The following is an 18,140-nucleotide window of genomic DNA, read 5'->3' on the forward strand; positions in this document are numbered from 1 at the left end:
GCTTTTACCCAAAACGACCCGTGATATAGTTTTCAGTACGTTGATCTTTTGGGTTCGTGAAGATCTGATCACTCGCCCCAAACTCAATCAAGTCCCCTAAGTACATAAACGCCGTATAATCAGAAACACGCGCCGCTTGATGCAGACTGTGCGTAACAATCGCAATCGTCACGTCACGACGAAGCTCCCCGATAAGCTCTTCGATATGACGAGTGGAAATAGGGTCCAACGCCGACGTGGGCTCATCCAACAACAAGATTTCAGGCTCTGTAGCCAAAGCACGAGCGATGCAAAGACGCTGCTGCTGACCGCCCGACAAAGCTGTCGCCGAAGAAGACAAACGATCCTTCACTTCGTTCCAAAGACCGGCTTGTTGCAAGGAACGCTCAACACGTTCTTCGATAAAGCTTTTCTTTTTTACGCCACGAACTTTCAATCCGTAAGCGACGTTTTCATAAATACTTTTTGGAAATGGATTGGGCTTTTGGAAAACCATTCCGATACGCATGCGCACTTCCATCGGGTCGATCTCTTTACCCAAAATATTTCTTTTATCCGGGTGCAGAAGGATCTCGCCTTGATAGTTCGCATTGGCATAAAGGTCATGCATACGATTAAAGCAACGAAGCAAAGTCGTCTTACCGCAACCCGAAGGGCCGATCAAAGCCGTCACACGGTTTTCGTAGATAGGTAAAGTGACTCCGTTAAGGACTTTTTTATCCCCGTAAGAGAAAAGCAAATTTTTAACTTCGGCGCGAAGCTGTAGTTCCATATCTATTACCATTTCATCTTTTTACGGAAACGAGAACGTAAATAAATCGCTCCGCCATTCATAATCAGGGTCATCACTAAAAGCACAACCCCTGTCGCCGCTGCATTCACATGGAATTCCGGCTGAGGACGCGACAACCAGTTAAACATTTGAATCGGCATCACAGTAAACGGATCCATGAGCCACTTAAAGTTCACAAAAGGAAAATGCCCCTCAATCGGAGGCGTAGGCAAGAAGGCAATAAATGTCAAAGCACCAATCGTAATCAAAGGGGCTGTTTCACCGATGGCACGAGACAAAGAAATGATCACACCCGTTAAAATACCGCCAGAAGAATAAGGCAAGATATGGTAGCGAATGGTCTGCCACTTAGAAGCGCCCATCGCGTAACTTGCCTCACGAATGGTATTAGGAATCGCGCGAATCGCTTCACGTGTGGTCACGATAATGATGGGCAATACGAGAAGACCCAAAGTCAGGCCTGCCGTCAAAATACTCTGCCCTAACTTCAATTTATATACGAAAAGACCTAAGGCCATTAGACCGTAAGTGATCGAGGGAATACCGGCAAGATTGATGATATTCAGTTCAATGATTTGGGAAATCCAATTTTTCTTAGAGTACTCTTCAAGGTAAACTCCAGCTGCGACCCCTAATGGAATCGCGCAAAAAGCCGTCGTCAACATGATACAGAAAGACCCTACCCACGCAGATAAAATCCCCGCGCGATCAGCGAAACGAGAAGGAAAGTTCGTAAAGAAGTCATAGTTAATACGCGCAACACCTGTCATGGAAAGATCCACGATCAAAGTCAGAAGCGTAATAAGTGCGAACAATAAAGACATCAGCCCGCACAAAGCAAAAACAAAGTCCCACATCTGACGGCGTTTGATATTCGCCAAAATATCTTGTTGGACTTCCATTATTCCTTCTCCTGAAACTTCTTACGAAGATAAAGTCCGATAATATTAAAGCACAAAGTCAGAACCAAAAGACTTAAACCAGCAACATAAATAGACTGATAACCGATAGAGCCGTGAGGAAGATCTCCTAAGCTCACTTGCACGATGAATGCGGTGATCGTTGCCGCTGGTTCTGTCGGATTCATCGTTAGATTAGGTTGCATGCCGGCAGCAATTGCTACAACCATGGTTTCACCCAAAGCCCGCGAGATACCTAAAATATAAGCAGAAGTAATTCCCGAAAATGCTGCCGGAATCACCACGCGGAAAGCCGTTTGCATGCGTGAAGCACCCACGGCGAAAGAAGCCTCTCGCAAATGCCCGGGCACCGAGCGCATGGCATCTTCACTTAAAGAACTGACATAAGGAACAATCATCACCCCAATAACAAGTCCCGCACTAAGGACGTTAAATCCGCCTAAAGAAGGAATCAGTTTTTGCAAAAGAGGTGTTACAAAAAGCAAAGCAAAGTATCCGTAAACAACCGTTGGCACCGCCGCCAAAAGCTCCAGAATCGGTTTTAAAATCTCACGGAATGAAGGACGAACATATTCACTTAAAAATGCTGCCGCCACTGTTCCCAGTGGAATGGCTACTAACAAAGCAATGATCGTTGAAAGAAAGGTTCCGCAAAGCAAAGGCAAAATGCCATAACGAGGATTTTCAAAAAGCGGAGTCCACTGCGTGTCCGTTAAAAATTCAACGATCGACACAGTTTTAAAAAATGGAAGACTTTCCGTAACCAGGATACCGACGATACCGATAGTTACCAAAACAGAAGACGCCGCCGCCAAAAACAAAACTGTTTCGATAGCGCGTTCTCTTAAACGACGCATCCGCCGTACCGGGTGGTCGGCGGATGTAAACTCATTTAGTTTTTTGAGTTGATTCTTATTCACAGACGTAAACTACAACGAACCTTCACGTTTCAGCAACTCTTCAATTTTAAGACCTACTTCAGAGTGCCCACCGAAAACTGTTCCCAGTTTGTTCTTTTTCACGTGTTCTTTGCCTAATTCATAGGCTTTTGCCGGAAGTGGAACGTATTTTACTTCAGGAACGATGGAAGCTGCGTTGCTTAAATAGAAGTTCACGAAGTCTTTAACTTCCGTTTTCTTCATAGAAGCTTCATTCACATAAATGAAGATCGGGCGAGAAAGTGGGAAGTAAGTACCCGCCTCTACTGTTTGACGAGAGGGCGTCACCGCTTCTTTTTTAGGAGCTTTATCGCCGCCGATGATACCAACGACTTTAAGCTTTGCTTTATTCTCTTCATAATAAGCAAGAGGAACGTAACCCAAAGCGTGAAGGTCGTTTGAAACACCCGTTACAAGCGTGTTGTCATCTTCGCTGGCAGTGTAATCACCACGAGAAGACTTCGATTTACCGACGATAGCTTCCGTGAAGTAATCGAAGGTCCCAGAGTCAGAACCCGCTCCGTAAAGTTTCAAGTTTTCTTTAGGCCAAGCTGGGTTGATATCACTCCATTTTTGGATTTTACCTTGAGCTGCGGGCTCCCACATTTTTTTTAGGTCGGCCACAGAAATCGAGTTCAACCATTTGTTTTTTGGGTTCACAACCACAGCTGTTGCGTCATAAGCAACGGCTAGCTCTAGGAATTTGATTCCCGCTTTACGGCAAGCTTCAAGTTCAGAAGATTGAATCGGACGAGACGCATCTTGGATGTCAATTTCGCCACGGCAGAATTTTTTGAAGCCGCCACCTGTACCGGAAATACCCACAGTAACGCGAACCTTCCCTTTTTGTGCCGTTTGGAATTCTTCAGCCATCGCCTCTGTGATTGGAAACACAGTGCTCGATCCATCGATTTTAATAACTGGAACTTGCGCGTGAGCTGCGGACGCACCGAGAACCACACACAATGATAGAATTGCATTCTTAATCATACACACTCCTGTATAAGATATTGGTCTAGCACTAGATTGCTGCTCTGTATTGTTAAGGTTTTATTTAGATTTAGCCGTTTCGCGTTACCCAATGCTAGAGTAAACTCGAACCAGTATGGATACAAAATCGCCTAAAGAACAAGCAACTCTTCTGGAACAGATTCATAGAACGATGTCTGACAGCGTTTACATCTTCGATGTGAATGAAGAAAATCTCGTATGGATCAACGAGCGTGGCGTAGCTCGCTATGGGTACACTTTGGAAGAGATTCGCAAGATGGGACCGGAGTACTACACCCGCACGATGCACCCCGAAGACATCGACTCACTCCGCCAAAGCGTTAAAAAATCCAAAGACCTCAAGGATGGCGAGGTTTTGAATGTCGAATACCGTTTTAAAGATCACAGTGGCAATTATCACTGGCTGAGTGATCGGATCACTGTTTTTTCTCGGAACGAAAAAGGCGAGGTCGCTACCCTGCTGGGAGTCGCCACAGAAATCGATGCCCGCAAAGCCTACGAAGAAACTTTAAAAAAAACGATTCAAAAACTGAATCTTTCCCTGTCGGCGGCCAACATGGGGACGTGGGAGTGGGAATTAGAAAAAAATGTGCTTCTATGGGATTCTCAGATGTACCGCATTCACGGAATTCCCAACAATCCGGATCTGTCTCCTCTTGAAGAAGTGTGGAAGCGCTCCAACCGCGCAGACATGGAAGTTGTAAATATGCGAGTGCGTGAAGCCGCTGAGAAGCATCAAGACTTCTATGTCACCTATCGCATCACGTGGGAAAATAAAGAAGTCCATCATATTCGCTGCTACGGAAAATTCATGGCCGATGACGCCTCTCGAATGTACGGAGTTGCCTGGGATTCGACAGAAGAAGTTTTGACCGAACAACAAATTGCGGAAGCCAAAGCAAAGCTGATCTCTGCAACTAAAATGGCCGCCCTTGGAGAAATGTCTGGCGGTATCGCTCATGAAATCAACAACCCCCTGACCGTCATACAGGCCCGCGCTTTTCAACTTCAACAAATGGTCGAAAACAACAAACTTGAACCTGAAAAAATCAAACAATCGGCCGAAAGTATCAGTCGTACAGCTGACAAGATCGCGCGTATTATTAAATCATTACGCTCTTTTGCACGTGAAGGTTCTCATGATCCATTTGAGATTGTGCCGGTAAAAAAGATCGTCGAAGAGACTTTAGAGTTTTGCCGCACCCGTTTTTACAATCACGGTGTCGAAGTCGAAGTTCCCGATATTGATCCCGAGCTCGAAGTTGAATGTCGTATTATCCAGATCGAGCAGGTGCTTTTGAATCTTTTGAATAATTCATTTGATGCGATCTCTCAGCTCGATGAAAAATGGATCCGCATGGATGTGAAAGAAACGGAGGACGCTGTTGAGTTTTATATTATCGATTCAGGGAAAGGCATTCCGGAAGAAATTGCCGAACAAATCATGCTCCCCTTCTTCACCACAAAAGATGTGGGCAAAGGAACGGGCCTAGGGCTTTCTATTTCTGCAGGAATAATCAAAAATCACCAAGGTCATCTTTCGTTAAACAAAGATGCGATGAATACGACTTTTGTTTTTATTCTTCCGAAAACTCAAGAATAATTATTGACAGCGCGAGCACACGCCAAAGAAATCAAGACGGTGGGATACTTGTTTATATCCCATTGTCTCAACCATTTTTATATGCGGATCTAAATCGCAGATATGAATCGGCTCTACACGCTGGCATTGACGGCAGATGACATGGTGATGATGGTGCCCCGATTCTAAAGCCAGCTCAAAACGAGCGACACCGTCGCCAAACTCCAGACGAGAAACAAGCCCCGCCTCTTCAAACTTCTTAAGAATACGATAGATTGTGACAAGGTCCATCCCGTCGGACTTATCATCGAATTTTTTAAAGATTTCATCTGCCGAAATAGGATCAGGATGACCTAAAAGAATCTTAAGCATCTGTGTACGCTGCTGGGTGAGCTTCATCCCCGCCTTACGAACTCTTTCATTTAAAGAGTCAATATCGATATTTTTGCGTTCACTTCCACACTTAGACATAGGGGATAAATACACCACTTACCCCCGGAAATCCACTAGGATTCGCCCTTTCGCAGAGACTGTAAAGCATTTAGACAGTAATACGTGTAAGAAAGAGCTAATAGAACCGGCACAAAGAAAAAGGCCAGTGGAATATATGAAAGGAGCCCTAATAAAAGCCCCAAGCCATAGAGAGCCTTAGAGTTTCTTGCTGCAATAAGATGCCTTTCATCCTTACTCGCATAATCCTGGAGGACGTCGTACAAAAAGACTTTTTTATTCAGCCACGAAGCGAGCATAAGCGGAACAACAATTTGTAGTCCCGGTAAAAACCACAGCGGCAAGGTCACCACAAAGAGCATCAAAAATATCAAGGTCGCCGAAAGGGTATTCCAAACACTGCCGATCAACGTGCCCCCTTTTTTCTTTTCGAGCCCACGGAAGTCCACGTCACCTACCCACTTTAAAACTATGGGCATAACAAAAAGAGATGTCATGACAACCGCAAACAAAAACACCATCGGAATGAATAAGAGGATCAAAAAGACAACGCTGCACCAGTAAGCAAAGTCCGTCAGTCCCGTTATTGATGTCATCCAGCTCACCGCAGTCAAAGATGAAAAAAATCCGGTCAGCCCACTGATCCAGGCAGGCCAAAAACTGACAAAGAGAGCGAATAAAAATACAAACGATAGCACCGGCGGCAGAAATATCAGAAGCGCCATGCGCGGTCGGGCTAAGGCTTTAAGAGATTGGTGCAAAGAAGTCAAAATGCTGTTCATATTTAAATCTTTTCTCTTTATGCAAAGACATGCAAGTGATTCAATAGAGACATTATGCTAAAGACCATCCATCTTTTTCGCCACGGACAGACGGACTGGAATGCCATTCGTCGCATTCAAGGACACACAGATATTCCTTTAAACTCAGAGGGCCAAACCCAAGCTCTTCAACTGCAATCGTATTTTCAAGAAAATGCGGTCGATTTGTTCGTCACGAGCGATCTTGTGCGTGCGCACGAAACAGCTCGTATTGCGAACTCTCTTTTAGCAAAGCCTCTGCATGTTTCACCGGCCTTTCGCGAAGTGAATTTAGGAGAACTGGAAGGACTGACTTTGCAAGAAGCTCACGAAAAGTTTGGCGTGGAGTCTTGGGAAAAGTGGACATCCGTAGATCCGGCTCATTCTGAATTCTGTTTTCCAAAAGCCGAAAGCGCTAAAAAGTCCATCGAGCGTTTTACAGCAGCTTTAAAAGATTTGTGCCTGAAGCACGAGTTCAAAAGTGCAGGACTTTGCACTCACGGTCTTGTCATGCGTCGCTTTCTGCACAGCCTTCGCCCCGAACTTCAAGAGCTTTTACCCATTCCCAATTGTGTGGTTTACAAAATAGAATGGGATTCTGAAAAAGAGCTTTTTCATTTTAACTCGTAACGAGTCAAATCCAAATATCCGAAGTTCACGGGATCGGTGCGACGATAATGGGAATTCAGCTCATCGTAATGAGTCCAAAACGCCTGATTAGAACGACGAATGCCAAAGGTTGTAACGAGTTTCTGATAGTCTTTTTCGGATTTCACTTTTTGTGCGGCTGTTACGAAAGTTGAGAGATCGTTCTCCTTCACATCAAAAATAATATTCGGGTAAGGGCCCCAGAAACCTTCGTAAACTGTTAAACTGTCTTCTTTTGGAGCCATTCTTAAAGACTCTGCCAGAATCCAGGAAACACTTTCATGCTCTTTATTGTGGATCAAAGAATAAACTTTTAAATCCCCAGAGTTCATCACGACTTTCAGATATGCGACATCAGGAAAATACTGCGCAAAGGGAGTTTTCCCGTCAGCTTTGATTGCCGCGATCTTTCTTAGCTCTGCGTTGAACCCCTCTACCCGGAATTGGGGCTGCATACTTTCAGGAACCTGCAAGGTCTTCCAATTGACGGTGTCTAAGCGGCCTCTGACTTTTTCATTCAGATGAAAGAAAAGGATTTTTTCGACCATTTGTTTTTTTGTTTGTCCCTCTTCTGTAAAGCGAACTGCCGTGGGTTCGGAGGAACCGATGGTCGGAAACACATAAGTCATTTTCACTTGAGTTAAAAGCCCCTTGTACCACTCACGGCGATACTGCAAACGCTCTTCGGGAGGAAGGAACATCAAGAACAACTCTTCAGCTTCCATGCGAATCATATCCATATAGACTCGTGTTAAGAGCTGGTGACTGACATTCCCGAAGACATCAAAGTTTACGACGAGATTATAAACCAAACGCTCAAATAACGGATAATCTAAAATGAAAACTGTCTTAGAAAGATCACCCACCGCCCCTTTTAAAACGACAGCATTGTCATCGTGACGGAACACCGTCAAAACAGCGTTCGGATTTACCGCATCACCATTCCAAATATCCGAAAGTGCATAGCCTTCGGGTTTTAATTTTTTTTGCTCTTCCGCACGCGCTCTCCGGTAGTTCTCTCGGTGATCAATCAGTTTTTTGTAAAAGACCGGAGTCTCTTTAATGTCAACATCACTGCCGAAAACTCCTGGCAGCATCAAAAGATTTTCTACTTTACCCACGTACTCTTTGGAAAGAACCATGTTGTCTGATTTTGGATTTAAGAAAAACACATAAAATTGTTCCTGAATGGAGTTTACCGCCATGCTGCCATTACAAACCGGTCCTTTAATAAAAGTACTTACGTGGTATTGAGCATCGTCTAACAAAAACTGATAACGAGCTTTCACAGGTATATCTTTAAATGCAATGAACGGGTTTTCCGCGACGCCTGATTCATAGGAAGGCATGGCGCTGACCTTCCAAGATTTTTCCCAGAATATTTTTTTGATACGATCCAGCTTGGCCGGGCTTAAAGCATAGGGAATGTGGGTTTTCATGACCACCGTACCCGGGAATTTCGTAAAACAATAAAAAAACTTTTTTACTCCGGGATCGTCATTAGGTCGACGGGTGGAGATTTCCTGCACACCATTCTGGCAAGGTGTTCGTGAACGCACCAGACGGAAGAATATATCGTTTGCTTCCGGAAAATGAAGGTGCGCTAAGAACAAGTGCTCATATAAATAGCGGCTGACCAATTTATGAGTTGGGTCCGTCTGATTTAAAAATTTTTGCCAAACTTGAATTTGTTTTTGTATTTCTACAGGAACACGAGCGAGTTCCTTTTGCGCTTCAGAGTTGGGGCCTTGAGCTCCTCCTTCAATCCAAGTTTGGATCGTGTCTATCTCCATAGCATTTAACGGCGGCAGTCCATAGGGCATTCCAAGATAAGGAGCCTGCTTTTGCAATTTCTTAAAATCTTCTGCGGGAGAAGCACAGATTTGGGTTTGGGCGACCTGCTTTTCGATTTCGATGTTCTGTTTTTCTGCGCGTAAATTGAGAAAACTCAAAAACAGATTTCCCTCTGATTTTCGAGAGTTATTCAAATCAAAGAAGCCTTTTTCCTGCCAGGCTTTGGCGCCATGAGCATCAATCCACAGTCGTGATGGAGGCACGCTTTGGGTGCGAGTTCCATCGTAGACATTCAACTTATTGGCACCTCTTTGAAACCCCTCAAAGTTCTGCAAATTCAACTGGCAGGGAGCATTAAAACAGCTATGGCAGGCTACGCAGCGGTTATCGAAAATGGGTTGAACTTTGCGTGTATACAGGTCGAAATTTGGTTCTTCTGCTTTTGAGACGCTTGTCATCACAACTGAAATAAAACAAAGCACAAGCATGTTAATAAATTGCATACAGCCTTACTCCCCGTGTATTCTGCAACTATAAAGCCCTTTCTTGTTTAATGGAAAGAGTTTAATAGCTAGAAAAACGCGCAAATAAAAGAGGTCGACGATGGATAGAATTCCGTTTCAAACAGTGCAAAATTCAATTGATGATATCTGCGGCATCACGGAAGAAAGTGATCTTGAAAAAGCGTCCCAGCATCTTTTTGACGTGCAACCTGATCTTGCGGGTTTCTTCATGGAGTTCATCGAAGACATGAGCGAAGGCGCTCAAGATTTGGGCTTTATGATGGCGTTGATCTTGAATCGCTCTTTTGAAGATCAGTACAAAGATCTTCGCGCGATGACGGAAGAAGAAGTGATTTCGCGCTTTGAAAAGAACGAAGCTGAATTCGAAAAATATTTGGCTTTGAACGACGACATGATCGCGGATCTTCAAGCTAAATCAGCAGCGGAAGGTCAGCCAGAAATCCTGAACTACATCATCGAAGAACTTTTCATGTCTCCAGAGCTTGAACCAAGCCTAGCAGCAAATGAACAAGTTCACTTGTTCATCATCTGCAAGTTCTTTGTTGATTGCTTGCATGAGCTTGCGAACGAAAAAGCTCCTGAGCTTGTTCGTCACTAGATCACTTTTTTAACCGCGATCGGAGCAGGTCCTTGCAGGGCCTGCTTCAAAGCCTGAAATGCCGGCTTATGAAACGGCTGCCCTAATGTGATTTCGATATATGCCACGGCCTGAGCCGGCGTCTTGGGATGGGGATTATTCACCGACTCCATCACCACATCCGCAAAACAATCAGCTAGCGCTACTACTCTTGCAAACGGATTCATTTTAATATCTCTTAATCGGCGTGGATACCCCTGACCGGGAGCATTTTCATGATGCTCTAATACGATGGCGATAATGTCGTCCGAAATGGAAGGCATGCTTCTTAAGATTTCCACTCCTCGGTAGACATGGGACTCGTAAGCGGCAGTTTGGTCACGGGTCATAGCATGCCTTGGTGTTTCAAGAATTTCATCGGGAAGTTCTTTCATACCGACGTCATGAAGAAGAGCCCCTAGGGCCAACTTTTCTAAGTTCTGCGCAAGCGTCCACTTCATGTTCTTTGCGATAATCACCGAAATCGCCGAAACCATCATTGCATGACGAATCAACTCGTCGTTGAGATTTGACATCATGTTAATAACGGCAGAAATGTCTGGCTTATTATCGACAAGGGTTTGAATGGAGCGGCTGACTATCTTTGAATGCTCTAAGGCCTGATGGTCAAAGCCCAGATGTTCGATCTCTTTAAAAATCGAATCTGCGGCTTTAGAAAGAAAGATCGTTTTCTTTTCAAAACTGATCTTATCACTTTCAAGAACGATACCCGCAATGCTGAGATTTTGTCCCACGCATTTGTGATAATCACTGCGACGCACATAAAGCCATTCGGCTTTTTCCGGAAAATGCATTTGTTCAAAGTGAACCTTCGCACCTTCCTTCAAGATCATCACATAGTTTGTTTCAGAGAGTTTTAAAAAGATATCCACGGGCACTTGCATGCCGGCGACAAACTCATCCCTTGATACGGCAACGTAATCGTCCTGATTTAAACTTGCATCCATAGGAAGCTTATCGGCACTAAACGAAGTTTCCTAGAGGATGTGTCTCAATTTAAGGCACAGTTTTTATTCTAAAAAGCGGCTTTTCCACTGATCTCGTTTATGGGCCGTTAGAGCGTATTCGTGCTCAAAAAAGCTTTCATAGCTTCCATAACGAGAAGTGATTTCTCGCAATGCCGTATGCAGAAAATTCTCATTGGCTGACATCATGTATTCAAAACGCTCTTTGGCCTTTTCAGTCAAACGAGGTTCGATCACACTCAAGATTTTTAATTTAAAAGGCAAAAGAGTTTGTTCAGTGACGAGATAATCTTGAAGAACAGTATCTTGAGGTACGCCTAAAGAAAGAAGTAATAACGCCGAGCCCACTCCCGTGCGGTCCTTGCCAACAGCACAGTGCTGCACGATCGCTCCTTGATTTAGGGAATCCACTTTGTGGAAAAGTTTTTTGTAGGCCGCATTTGCAAAAGGCAATTGGCGGTATAAAGACTCCATAAAGTCCGAAGGCAAAGCTTCTAAACTTTCAGAGCTAAAAAAATCACCATGATCAGCGTTCGTCGCGTGACTTGCGGGATTTGCCGGGCAGCACTCATACTGCACGCCATCCCATAAGATGTCTTGGTCTTTACTCGATTCGTGGTGATCGCGATAGTCAATAATATGTTCGATCGAAAAGGCTTTAAGATATTCACAATCTTGCGGAGTTAAGCGAGACAAAGAGCCCGAGCGAAAAAAGAAACCCTTTTTGACTTTACGTCCGTCCAAAGTTTCATATCCACCCATGTCTCTAAAATTAATTCCACCCTCAAGTCTCATGAATTCTCCTTAAAAGAAAATCATATCACGACAAGATGTGGGAGGGACTCACTATTCTAACTTTTCATAAACTCAATGAGCGGTGCGTAGTTTTCAGAGCGATCTGCAATCTGAAGCACTTGAATGTATTGCGCTCGTTTCTGTCCCATCTGTCCAAGGTTCACCTGCCCCCATGTGGGTCTAGATTGACCAATGTGTTCCATCAAAAGATCTGCCGCCAGTCGAGAAAAACGTCCATTTCCATTGGGAAAAGGATGAATCCAAACCAAGCGATGATGGAAGCGGGCCACGATTTCTTCTGTGGAAAATGTGTTATGTGTAAGCCAGTATTTTACGTCTCCCAACAGCTGACCCAACTCGTTTTGAATTTTCTCTGGAGACACACCGATATTTGTTTCGCGGCGACGAAAAGTCCCCGCCCACTCCCAAGTGTCTTGAAACATTCTTCGATGTAAAAGACACAGCCCTGAAGCCGAGAGCAGATCTTTTTTTAAGGTGCGACTATTAAAAGCCCAAAGAAGAGCGCGTGCTATTCCCGCAGCTTCAAACTCATCCAGTTCGCGATAAGTGGTTAGCCCGGGAATCAATCCTTGCAAAGTTTCATCGTCGAGAGGTGTGGCCCCTGGAGGACTTTGAATTTTCACGCTTCGTTCTCCATATTCTGCGATCTTCTTTCATTAAAAGTTCTTGTGCGACACTTTCAAGCAAGTGCTGTTGCGCTTGCTTGGATGTATCTTGAGCTTCAAGGCCCATCGTGTGTTCAGTGCTCTTCACTATTTCGCGTGCCGCCTTCAACGCTTGATTCTCTAAACTCTTTTGCAAACCTTCGCCCTTCGGAACAAAGAAATATACAAGTTCGCAATCCAGAGCTTCCGCCGTATCTTGCAGCGTTTGCAGCGTCACTTTGCCGGCGATTTCATCCTTCTCAATGCGCTCGATACGCTGCTTGATCACACCTAAGCGTTCACCCAAATCCTGCATCGTCATTCCTAAAGCTTCGCGGATCTCCTTCACCCACCCGTACTTGGGAGCTGGCATAGAGAGCACGGCCGTGCTTTGTCGAAAAAATCGATCCAACTGATGTCGACGAAGTTTTGCTGTTTTTGCACCCACGCGGTCCTCGCTTCTTTAGTCTATCTATATATAGACTTATTATACATTATCGTCCATATATAGGTAGACCTTTAGACAAAATATATCTACATATATATAGACGAAATGTGTGGGTGTGAGATGTAATTAGCTCTTACTGAGCACTTCTTTACGGTAATCACCATAAAAACAAGTGTCAAACGAATATGTAAATTATGTGTAATTAAAATGAAAGGTCTAGGTCTGCGGCCCCGGCTGAGACCGCAAAAGGATGTTTGACGCTTATCGAACTTCTAGGCATCTGAAGGTTGCATAGGAGTTTCTTTCGGAAACATAGCGGCCCTTTAGGGTATCCACACGTAGGTCACGACCCGCTCCACTCGTTAATAAAAGTTGAAATTGTCCATTTGAGCCCTCGAATCGGCAGTTGAAAGTTGTGTGCGTATCTTCGGCACAATCGGCTCTTGGGGCGCACATTGTGCTTTCGGCTGGACATTGTGTACAAGTGACTCCTCCTGCGAAGCCGGTGCTGCCTGAGAGAATCGTTAAAAGAATAGCGAATGTTTTCATCTTATCTCCTTTGTTTTAGTTTATTTCCAAGTATTTAATTCTCGGTATCGAGGTTTTTTCTTATAGCCAAACTGATCTCATTGAAAAAGAAATGAAATGGAAATATTCATTTCGATTATGGAAATATTTGAACTTCGCTATTTTATTGCCGTCGCTCAAACTGAAAACGTCAACCGTGCGGCGGAAGCCATCAACGTTTCAGCCGGCTCTCTGAGTAAAGCTATATCAAGACTTGAGGACGAGCTGCAAACGCCTCTATTCTTCAAAACTGGCAGAGGAATTAAACTTACGCCAGAAGGTCTTATATTGAAGAAAAAGGCCGCGCAAATACTTCAATTGGAGGAAGATGCGAAGCTTGAGTTGCGTGGCAAAGAGTCCGGCAGTCTCAATGTTTTTATTTCTTCTGAAGAAATACTACAAAGTTACTTCGGTATTGAGATCGTTCAAAAAATCTCGAAAATTTATCCCCAAGCAAAAATCCAGTTTTTAATCCGCTCTGACGAAAGCGCTATTGAGCAGGTCAAAAATGGCGAAGCCCATTTAGCTCTCATCACTTCAGAAAGTCCTATAGAGCTTTCTTCAAAACTCATCGCAAAAGTCGAGTTCAAAACGACGGCGTCGAAAGTGCATCCACTCTACAAAAAGTACGGATCTCAAAAAGCCATCCCCCCCGAAGAGCTGCTTCAGCACTCATTCGTTTCACCAGACTCTGCCGTTTTAGGAAAAATAACAAAATCGGATTCGATTGACGGCTGGAGAGACGACAAATTTCCAAGAAAAATTCGCTACAAGGTGTGCGGTCTTAAGCTGATGGAGAACTTAGTCGGCACGGGTGCGGCTCTTGCCTACTTGCCTGATTACTTTGTTAAAAGTGCTGATTTAGAAGTGCTGAAAGTGACTGGTTATCCGTACTCTTGCCATCAAAATGTCCGACTAATCACTAAGGATCCGTCCGCACTAGGATGGCTGAACAAGCTATGGGATCAACTTTAGAAATGTATCTATAGTGTTGTGAGAGAATGGTCTGCGTGACTGGATTTGAACCAGCGACCTCTTGCACCCCAAGCAAGTGCTCTACCAAGCTGAGCCACACGCAGACGATTGCTGTGTAAAACTTTACTAAAGGAAAAATCAGCGCACAAGTTTTCGCGCCGCTCGTCATTTGGTGCACATAAGTTGAGATATTATCTTACCTGCCACGGCGGCAGTAAGCATTAGCGTCAAAAGCTCCCAAAGAACTTACGCTATCTTCCGGGCATACTTTTCACGAACTCGAGTGCTGATAAAGGTACTAAGCCCCTTCCCTTCGACCGCGAGAGCCTTCATCGCCTCCACGTTTTCTTTTCCGGTCGACTGATAGGAGTATTCATACACATCTCCTCCGGCAAAAGTCACAAGGATCGAATCTTTTCGAATTTCATAGGCGATCACACCCGAGTTTCCACTTTGGTTTTTATATCGAGGCATCAGCTACCTCTCATACCCACACTCATCACCCCATTTAGCGGTGACGGAGCATCGAGGATTCACCGCATATCCGCCCTCCCCTTTGCGATGAACTTTGCAAATGATATTCTTGGCTTTGATATTTACATGACTCATTCCACCCTCGGGCATAACACCTAACTCGGCCAAGGCATCGAAAAAATCTTTGGCGGCAATCAGCCCGACTTTCGCTGGTTTTGTGCAAGCGAAAGTAGGAAGTACATCAGGATTCACGCCGCGAATTGTTTGCACACACTGAAGGTCTGGCAATATCCAAGTCGCGACATATCCTTCATTCGTCTTCTTCGCGAAACTGGTGTTTTTCAGAAGATAGGCCATGGTCACGGCTTCATCCCCGGAAAATTCGCGAGTGACTTCGTCTCCGCAGTCGGCTTGTACAGACAAAGACAAAAAGAAAATCGAAAATGCGAAAACGCAAATCTTAGAGAACATAAAAACTCCCTTTTCTCAATCTAGGATGGGAATCTTTTCCAAGACCCGCAAGAACTCCTCGGGCTCACTAGCAAAAGTCATGTGGCGGAATCTGGAAAGTCATCCGGAAATTCAGACTCATTCAGCGCCAAATAAAATCTATACGAGATGAACACCTGATGCGGGGGCACGGTTGTCGCTTTACACCTTTCGTAAGAACTAAAGGAGTCCGTTATGAAAGAAAGAGTTCTAAAATACGCCCCCTACTACGCGCTTCTTGCCCTTGCTATTTTTGTGAAAGGCGACGCTCAAGAAGGCTTACAAATTGCGATGATGATACTAGCTTTGGCGTATTTGCCGCCATGGGAGGAAACTAAACAGAAGGCCTTAAAAAATAAAGTCGGCCACGTAATTCTTGTATTATTATTTTCAGCTTCTTTGGTTCATTCACTGACAATGGTTCTATAAAGAAAAAGGTCTCTGCTTCCAGAGACCTTTTTTTTGTTTTTACTTCTTAATTCCGAAGTGATTTAAAACAAACGCGTATTCTTCCGCGTTTTCATAAAGATGGTCAAAGCGACCTGAGCTTCCGAAGTGTCCAGCCCCCATATTCGTTTTAAAAATAATTAGATTATCGTCCGTCTTTTTATCACGAAGTTTCGCAACCCACTTTGCTGGCTCCCAATAAGTCACGCGCGGATCATTGAGGCCGCAAGTCACATACAAAGTCGGATAATTCTTTTCTTCGATATTGTCATACGGAGAATAAGACTTCATGTAGAAGTAGTACTCACGATCCTCAGGGTTCCCCCATTCCTTGTACTCAGTTTGAGTTAAAGGCAGATCTTTATCCAGCATCGTATTCACGACGTCTACAAAAGGAACGTGCGCCACAACAACGTCAAAAAGATCCGGACGCATATTCATACAAGCACCCATCAACATTCCACCCGCGCTGCCGCCGGCAATCGCCAATTTCTGCGGATGAGAATAACCTTTATCCTTCAGGTATTCGGCACAAGAGATAAAGTCTTTAAAAGTGTTTGTTTTCTTCAAAAACTTAGCGTCCTCATACCATTGACGCCCCATCTCGCCGCCTCCACGAATATGAGCCAGGGCGAAGATACAACCACGATCGACTAGACGGAAGATGTCGCGTCTTTCCGGAAAGGAGTCTGGAATAATCGCACCGTAAGAACCGTATCCATAAAGATACGTGGGATTGGTTTTATTTTTCTTAAGACCTTTTTTGTATGTGAGAACCATAGGAATCTTAGTCCCGTCATGGCCTGTCACCCACACGCGCTCGCAAACATAATTTGCCGACTTATGACCTTTCACCTGTTTTGTCTTAAGGGTCTTTGTCGCCTTAGTACGCATATTGTATTCAAGAATTGTCGGCACCGTGATCGGGGACGAATAATTCAAGCGCAAACTTTCAGTTTTATATTCATAATTATCCGGCGTAATGCTCACATTGAAAGCCGCATCCTTGAATTTAATGGTGTGATCTTTTTGCTTTTGCAAATCAAAGATACGCACCTGCGGAAGGCCATTTTCACGCTCACCAAGAACCAGGAAGTTTTTAAACAGATGAAACTCACCCACAAAAATTTCTGGCTTGTGCGGAACAAAGTCTTTCCAATGATCTTTTTCTGTCGCCAAAAGACCCGTTGTCATAATCTTAAAATTTTGCGCCTCTAGATTCGTGCGGATCCAGAATTTATCTGCGGCATGATCGACATCGTATTCAAGACCTTCGATACGAGGCTGAATGCAACGAGCTGGTAGGCTTGGATTATGAGCATCCAGATACCACACTTCTGACGTGATCTTTCCGTAACTGCCGATAAAGATAAAGTTGTGAGACGCAGACTTACTAAGACCCAAAAACTGCTTAGCGTCCTTTTCATGATAAACAAGTTCATCCTGTTCAACCGGATTTCCCAGTTTGTGACGATACACTTGATAAGGACGAAGATTTTCATCCAAACGCACGTAGAAAACAGTTTCATTGTCTTCCGCAAAAGCCACGGCCCCGTTGCAGTTTGGAATAGTGTCTTTAAGAAGTTTACCAGTGGTTAGATCTTTAAAATAAACCGTGTAGCGTTCGGAGCCATCGAAGTCCGCGCAGTAAGAAAGAAGATCATGCTCTGGACTCACTTTCACTGAAGTGACATCACAGTACTTCTTCCCTTTCGCCAGCACATTTTTATCCAGAAGAATCTGCTCTTTGCCACCGGCTTTCAACTTACGGCATTCATAAGAGTACTGTTTCCCTTTTTTATAACGAGTGTAGTAAAGATACTCGCCGTATGGTGCCGGAACAGAAGAATCATCCTCTTTGATTCGCGCTTTCATTTCTTTAAAAAGCTTATCTTTCAGTGAAGCCAATGGTTTCATGTGCGCCTCATAATAAGCATTTTCGGCGTTCAGATATTTCAACGTCTCGGGATTTTCTTTTTCGCGCAACCAGAAGAACGGATCCACGCGAATATCTCCGTGCAGTTCAAGATTTTTTAACTTTTGAGGTGCCTTAGGAATGGAAATTTTATTTTTCATGTTGCTACTCTATACACAAGAAATTGGACACTCAATGAGAATTACGCCCGCATCTTGAGTAAATTACTATGCTTGGACGGAAAAAACCAATGGGAGCCAGTCAAAACTTCCTACACATTTTGCGAAGACAAATTGAATCCGC

19 protein-coding genes and 1 tRNA gene are annotated in these 18,140 nt (G+C 44.2%); 5 read left to right on the plus strand and 15 right to left on the minus strand.

Annotated elements, in window-relative coordinates; all coding sequences use genetic code 11:
* Nucleotides 1–4 precede the first annotated feature (4 nt).
* From pstB to AZI87_RS13210, 4 genes are all read right to left on the minus strand, one after another.
* Nucleotides 5–772: a phosphate ABC transporter ATP-binding protein PstB gene (gene pstB, locus AZI87_RS13195; protein ID WP_063208451.1), complete on the minus strand. Its 768-nt coding sequence runs from the start codon at nucleotides 770–772 to the stop codon at nucleotides 5–7.
* Nucleotides 773–777: 5 nt separating this feature from the next.
* Nucleotides 778–1,695, minus strand: a complete 918-nt coding sequence (pstA, locus tag AZI87_RS13200) for a phosphate ABC transporter permease PstA (RefSeq protein ID WP_063208053.1) — start codon at nucleotides 1,693–1,695, stop codon at nucleotides 778–780.
* Nucleotides 1,695–2,570 (minus strand): phosphate ABC transporter permease subunit PstC, encoded by an 876-nt coding sequence (gene pstC, locus AZI87_RS13205; RefSeq protein WP_063208056.1) that lies wholly within the window; start codon nucleotides 2,568–2,570, stop codon nucleotides 1,695–1,697. The genes pstA and pstC overlap by 1 nt, the downstream gene beginning before the upstream one ends.
* Nucleotides 2,571–2,642: 72 nt before the next feature.
* Nucleotides 2,643–3,641, minus strand: a complete 999-nt coding sequence (locus AZI87_RS13210) for a PstS family phosphate ABC transporter substrate-binding protein (protein ID WP_063208059.1) — start codon at nucleotides 3,639–3,641, stop codon at nucleotides 2,643–2,645.
* Nucleotides 3,642–3,756: 115 nt separating this feature from the next.
* Here AZI87_RS13210 and AZI87_RS13215 point away from each other — a divergent pair, with 115 nt between their 5' ends.
* Complete coding sequence (locus AZI87_RS13215; RefSeq protein WP_063208062.1) at nucleotides 3,757–5,265, plus strand: PAS domain-containing sensor histidine kinase; 1,509 nt, start codon at nucleotides 3,757–3,759, stop codon at nucleotides 5,263–5,265.
* Here the strand turns inward: AZI87_RS13215 and AZI87_RS13220 are convergent, their stop codons facing one another.
* Nucleotides 5,266–5,715, minus strand: coding sequence for a Fur family transcriptional regulator (locus tag AZI87_RS13220; RefSeq protein WP_063208065.1), 450 nt, complete (start codon nucleotides 5,713–5,715; stop codon nucleotides 5,266–5,268).
* A 35-nt stretch (nucleotides 5,716–5,750) separates the two neighbouring features.
* Nucleotides 5,751–6,476, minus strand: coding sequence for an EI24 domain-containing protein (locus AZI87_RS13225; protein ID WP_081112228.1), 726 nt, complete (start codon nucleotides 6,474–6,476; stop codon nucleotides 5,751–5,753).
* 54 nt (nucleotides 6,477–6,530) lie between these two features.
* On the opposite strand from AZI87_RS13225, the gene AZI87_RS13230 reads away from it, so the two are divergent.
* Nucleotides 6,531–7,124 carry a histidine phosphatase family protein gene (locus AZI87_RS13230; protein ID WP_081112229.1) on the plus strand — a complete coding sequence of 198 codons (594 nt, stop codon included), beginning with the start codon at nucleotides 6,531–6,533 and terminating at the stop codon, nucleotides 7,122–7,124.
* Here AZI87_RS13230 and AZI87_RS13235 read toward each other — a convergent pair.
* Entirely contained in the window at nucleotides 7,109–9,439 is a 2,331-nt protein-coding gene (locus AZI87_RS13235; RefSeq protein WP_081112230.1) for a fatty acid cis/trans isomerase, read from the minus strand. The genes AZI87_RS13230 and AZI87_RS13235 overlap by 16 nt on opposite strands.
* A 100-nt stretch (nucleotides 9,440–9,539) precedes the next feature.
* On the opposite strand from AZI87_RS13235, the gene AZI87_RS13240 reads away from it, so the two are divergent.
* Complete coding sequence (locus AZI87_RS13240; RefSeq protein WP_063208071.1) at nucleotides 9,540–10,058, plus strand: hypothetical protein; 519 nt, start codon at nucleotides 9,540–9,542, stop codon at nucleotides 10,056–10,058.
* Here AZI87_RS13240 and AZI87_RS13245 read toward each other — a convergent pair.
* From AZI87_RS13245 to AZI87_RS13260, 4 genes are all read right to left on the minus strand, one after another.
* A complete protein-coding gene (locus AZI87_RS13245) occupies nucleotides 10,055–11,044 on the minus strand; it encodes an HD-GYP domain-containing protein (RefSeq protein ID WP_063208074.1) in 990 nt (329 codons plus the stop codon). The two genes, AZI87_RS13240 and AZI87_RS13245, sit on opposite strands and share 4 nt — an antisense overlap.
* 63 nt (nucleotides 11,045–11,107) lie before the next feature.
* On the minus strand, nucleotides 11,108–11,857 hold the full coding sequence (locus AZI87_RS13250; RefSeq protein WP_063208076.1) for a tyrosine-protein phosphatase: 750 nt from the start codon (nucleotides 11,855–11,857) through the stop codon (nucleotides 11,108–11,110).
* A 56-nt stretch (nucleotides 11,858–11,913) separates the two neighbouring features.
* Entirely contained in the window at nucleotides 11,914–12,501 is a 588-nt protein-coding gene (locus AZI87_RS13255) for a mobile mystery protein B (protein WP_063208079.1), read from the minus strand.
* Nucleotides 12,458–12,970 carry a mobile mystery protein A gene (locus AZI87_RS13260; RefSeq protein ID WP_063208082.1) on the minus strand — a complete coding sequence of 171 codons (513 nt, stop codon included), beginning with the start codon at nucleotides 12,968–12,970 and terminating at the stop codon, nucleotides 12,458–12,460. Before AZI87_RS13260 ends, AZI87_RS13255 begins: the two co-directional genes overlap by 44 nt.
* Before the next feature lie 645 nt (nucleotides 12,971–13,615).
* Between AZI87_RS13260 and AZI87_RS13265 the strand changes: the two genes are divergently transcribed.
* Nucleotides 13,616–14,512 (plus strand): LysR family transcriptional regulator, encoded by an 897-nt coding sequence (locus AZI87_RS13265; RefSeq protein WP_063208085.1) that lies wholly within the window; start codon nucleotides 13,616–13,618, stop codon nucleotides 14,510–14,512.
* Between the two features lie 27 nt (nucleotides 14,513–14,539).
* On the opposite strand, the gene AZI87_RS13270 is transcribed toward AZI87_RS13265, so the two are convergent.
* The 3 genes from AZI87_RS13270 to AZI87_RS13280 all read right to left on the minus strand — a co-directional run bounded on the left by AZI87_RS13270 (nucleotide 14,540) and on the right by AZI87_RS13280 (nucleotide 15,457).
* Nucleotides 14,540–14,616: transfer RNA gene (locus AZI87_RS13270), tRNA-Pro, on the minus strand.
* Nucleotides 14,617–14,758: 142 nt separating this feature from the next.
* Nucleotides 14,759–14,986, minus strand: a complete 228-nt coding sequence (locus tag AZI87_RS13275) for a hypothetical protein (protein WP_063208088.1) — start codon at nucleotides 14,984–14,986, stop codon at nucleotides 14,759–14,761.
* A gap of 3 nt (nucleotides 14,987–14,989) precedes the next feature.
* A complete protein-coding gene (locus AZI87_RS13280) occupies nucleotides 14,990–15,457 on the minus strand; it encodes a hypothetical protein (RefSeq protein WP_063208091.1) in 468 nt (155 codons plus the stop codon).
* Between the two features lie 213 nt (nucleotides 15,458–15,670).
* Between AZI87_RS13280 and AZI87_RS13285 the strand changes: the two genes are divergently transcribed.
* On the plus strand, nucleotides 15,671–15,904 hold the full coding sequence (locus AZI87_RS13285; RefSeq protein ID WP_063208094.1) for a hypothetical protein: 234 nt from the start codon (nucleotides 15,671–15,673) through the stop codon (nucleotides 15,902–15,904).
* Nucleotides 15,905–15,943: 39 nt separating this feature from the next.
* On the opposite strand, the gene AZI87_RS13290 is transcribed toward AZI87_RS13285, so the two are convergent.
* On the minus strand, nucleotides 15,944–17,998 hold the full coding sequence (locus AZI87_RS13290) for a S9 family peptidase (protein ID WP_063208097.1): 2,055 nt from the start codon (nucleotides 17,996–17,998) through the stop codon (nucleotides 15,944–15,946).
* Between the last annotated feature and the right edge of the window lie 142 nt (nucleotides 17,999–18,140).

It is taken from the genome of Bdellovibrio bacteriovorus (genome assembly GCF_001592745.1).
GTDB classification, from domain to species: domain Bacteria; phylum Bdellovibrionota; class Bdellovibrionia; order Bdellovibrionales; family Bdellovibrionaceae; genus Bdellovibrio; species Bdellovibrio bacteriovorus_B.

Excerpts from the sequence above, each read along its gene's own strand:
- pstB (WP_063208451.1), bottom strand. The coding sequence starts at position 772 with ATGGAACTACAGCTTCGCGCCGAAGTTAAAAATTTGCTTTTCTCTTAC.
- pstA (WP_063208053.1), bottom strand. The coding sequence starts at position 1,695 with ATGGAAGTCCAACAAGATATTTTGGCGAATATCAAACGCCGTCAGATG.
- pstC (WP_063208056.1), bottom strand. The coding sequence starts at position 2,570 with ATGCGTCGTTTAAGAGAACGCGCTATCGAAACAGTTTTGTTTTTGGCG.
- AZI87_RS13210 (WP_063208059.1), bottom strand. The coding sequence starts at position 3,641 with ATGATTAAGAATGCAATTCTATCATTGTGTGTGGTTCTCGGTGCGTCC.
- AZI87_RS13215 (WP_063208062.1), top strand. The coding sequence starts at position 3,757 with ATGGATACAAAATCGCCTAAAGAACAAGCAACTCTTCTGGAACAGATT.
- AZI87_RS13220 (WP_063208065.1), bottom strand. The coding sequence starts at position 5,715 with ATGTCTAAGTGTGGAAGTGAACGCAAAAATATCGATATTGACTCTTTA.
- AZI87_RS13225 (WP_081112228.1), bottom strand. The coding sequence starts at position 6,476 with ATGAACAGCATTTTGACTTCTTTGCACCAATCTCTTAAAGCCTTAGCC.
- AZI87_RS13230 (WP_081112229.1), top strand. The coding sequence starts at position 6,531 with ATGCTAAAGACCATCCATCTTTTTCGCCACGGACAGACGGACTGGAAT.
- AZI87_RS13235 (WP_081112230.1), bottom strand. The coding sequence starts at position 9,439 with ATGCAATTTATTAACATGCTTGTGCTTTGTTTTATTTCAGTTGTGATG.
- AZI87_RS13240 (WP_063208071.1), top strand. The coding sequence starts at position 9,540 with ATGGATAGAATTCCGTTTCAAACAGTGCAAAATTCAATTGATGATATC.
- AZI87_RS13245 (WP_063208074.1), bottom strand. The coding sequence starts at position 11,044 with ATGGATGCAAGTTTAAATCAGGACGATTACGTTGCCGTATCAAGGGAT.
- AZI87_RS13250 (WP_063208076.1), bottom strand. The coding sequence starts at position 11,857 with ATGAGACTTGAGGGTGGAATTAATTTTAGAGACATGGGTGGATATGAA.
- AZI87_RS13265 (WP_063208085.1), top strand. The coding sequence starts at position 13,616 with ATGGAAATATTCATTTCGATTATGGAAATATTTGAACTTCGCTATTTT.
- AZI87_RS13275 (WP_063208088.1), bottom strand. The coding sequence starts at position 14,986 with ATGCCTCGATATAAAAACCAAAGTGGAAACTCGGGTGTGATCGCCTAT.
- AZI87_RS13280 (WP_063208091.1), bottom strand. The coding sequence starts at position 15,457 with ATGTTCTCTAAGATTTGCGTTTTCGCATTTTCGATTTTCTTTTTGTCT.
- AZI87_RS13285 (WP_063208094.1), top strand. The coding sequence starts at position 15,671 with ATGAAAGAAAGAGTTCTAAAATACGCCCCCTACTACGCGCTTCTTGCC.
- AZI87_RS13290 (WP_063208097.1), bottom strand. The coding sequence starts at position 17,998 with ATGAAAAATAAAATTTCCATTCCTAAGGCACCTCAAAAGTTAAAAAAT.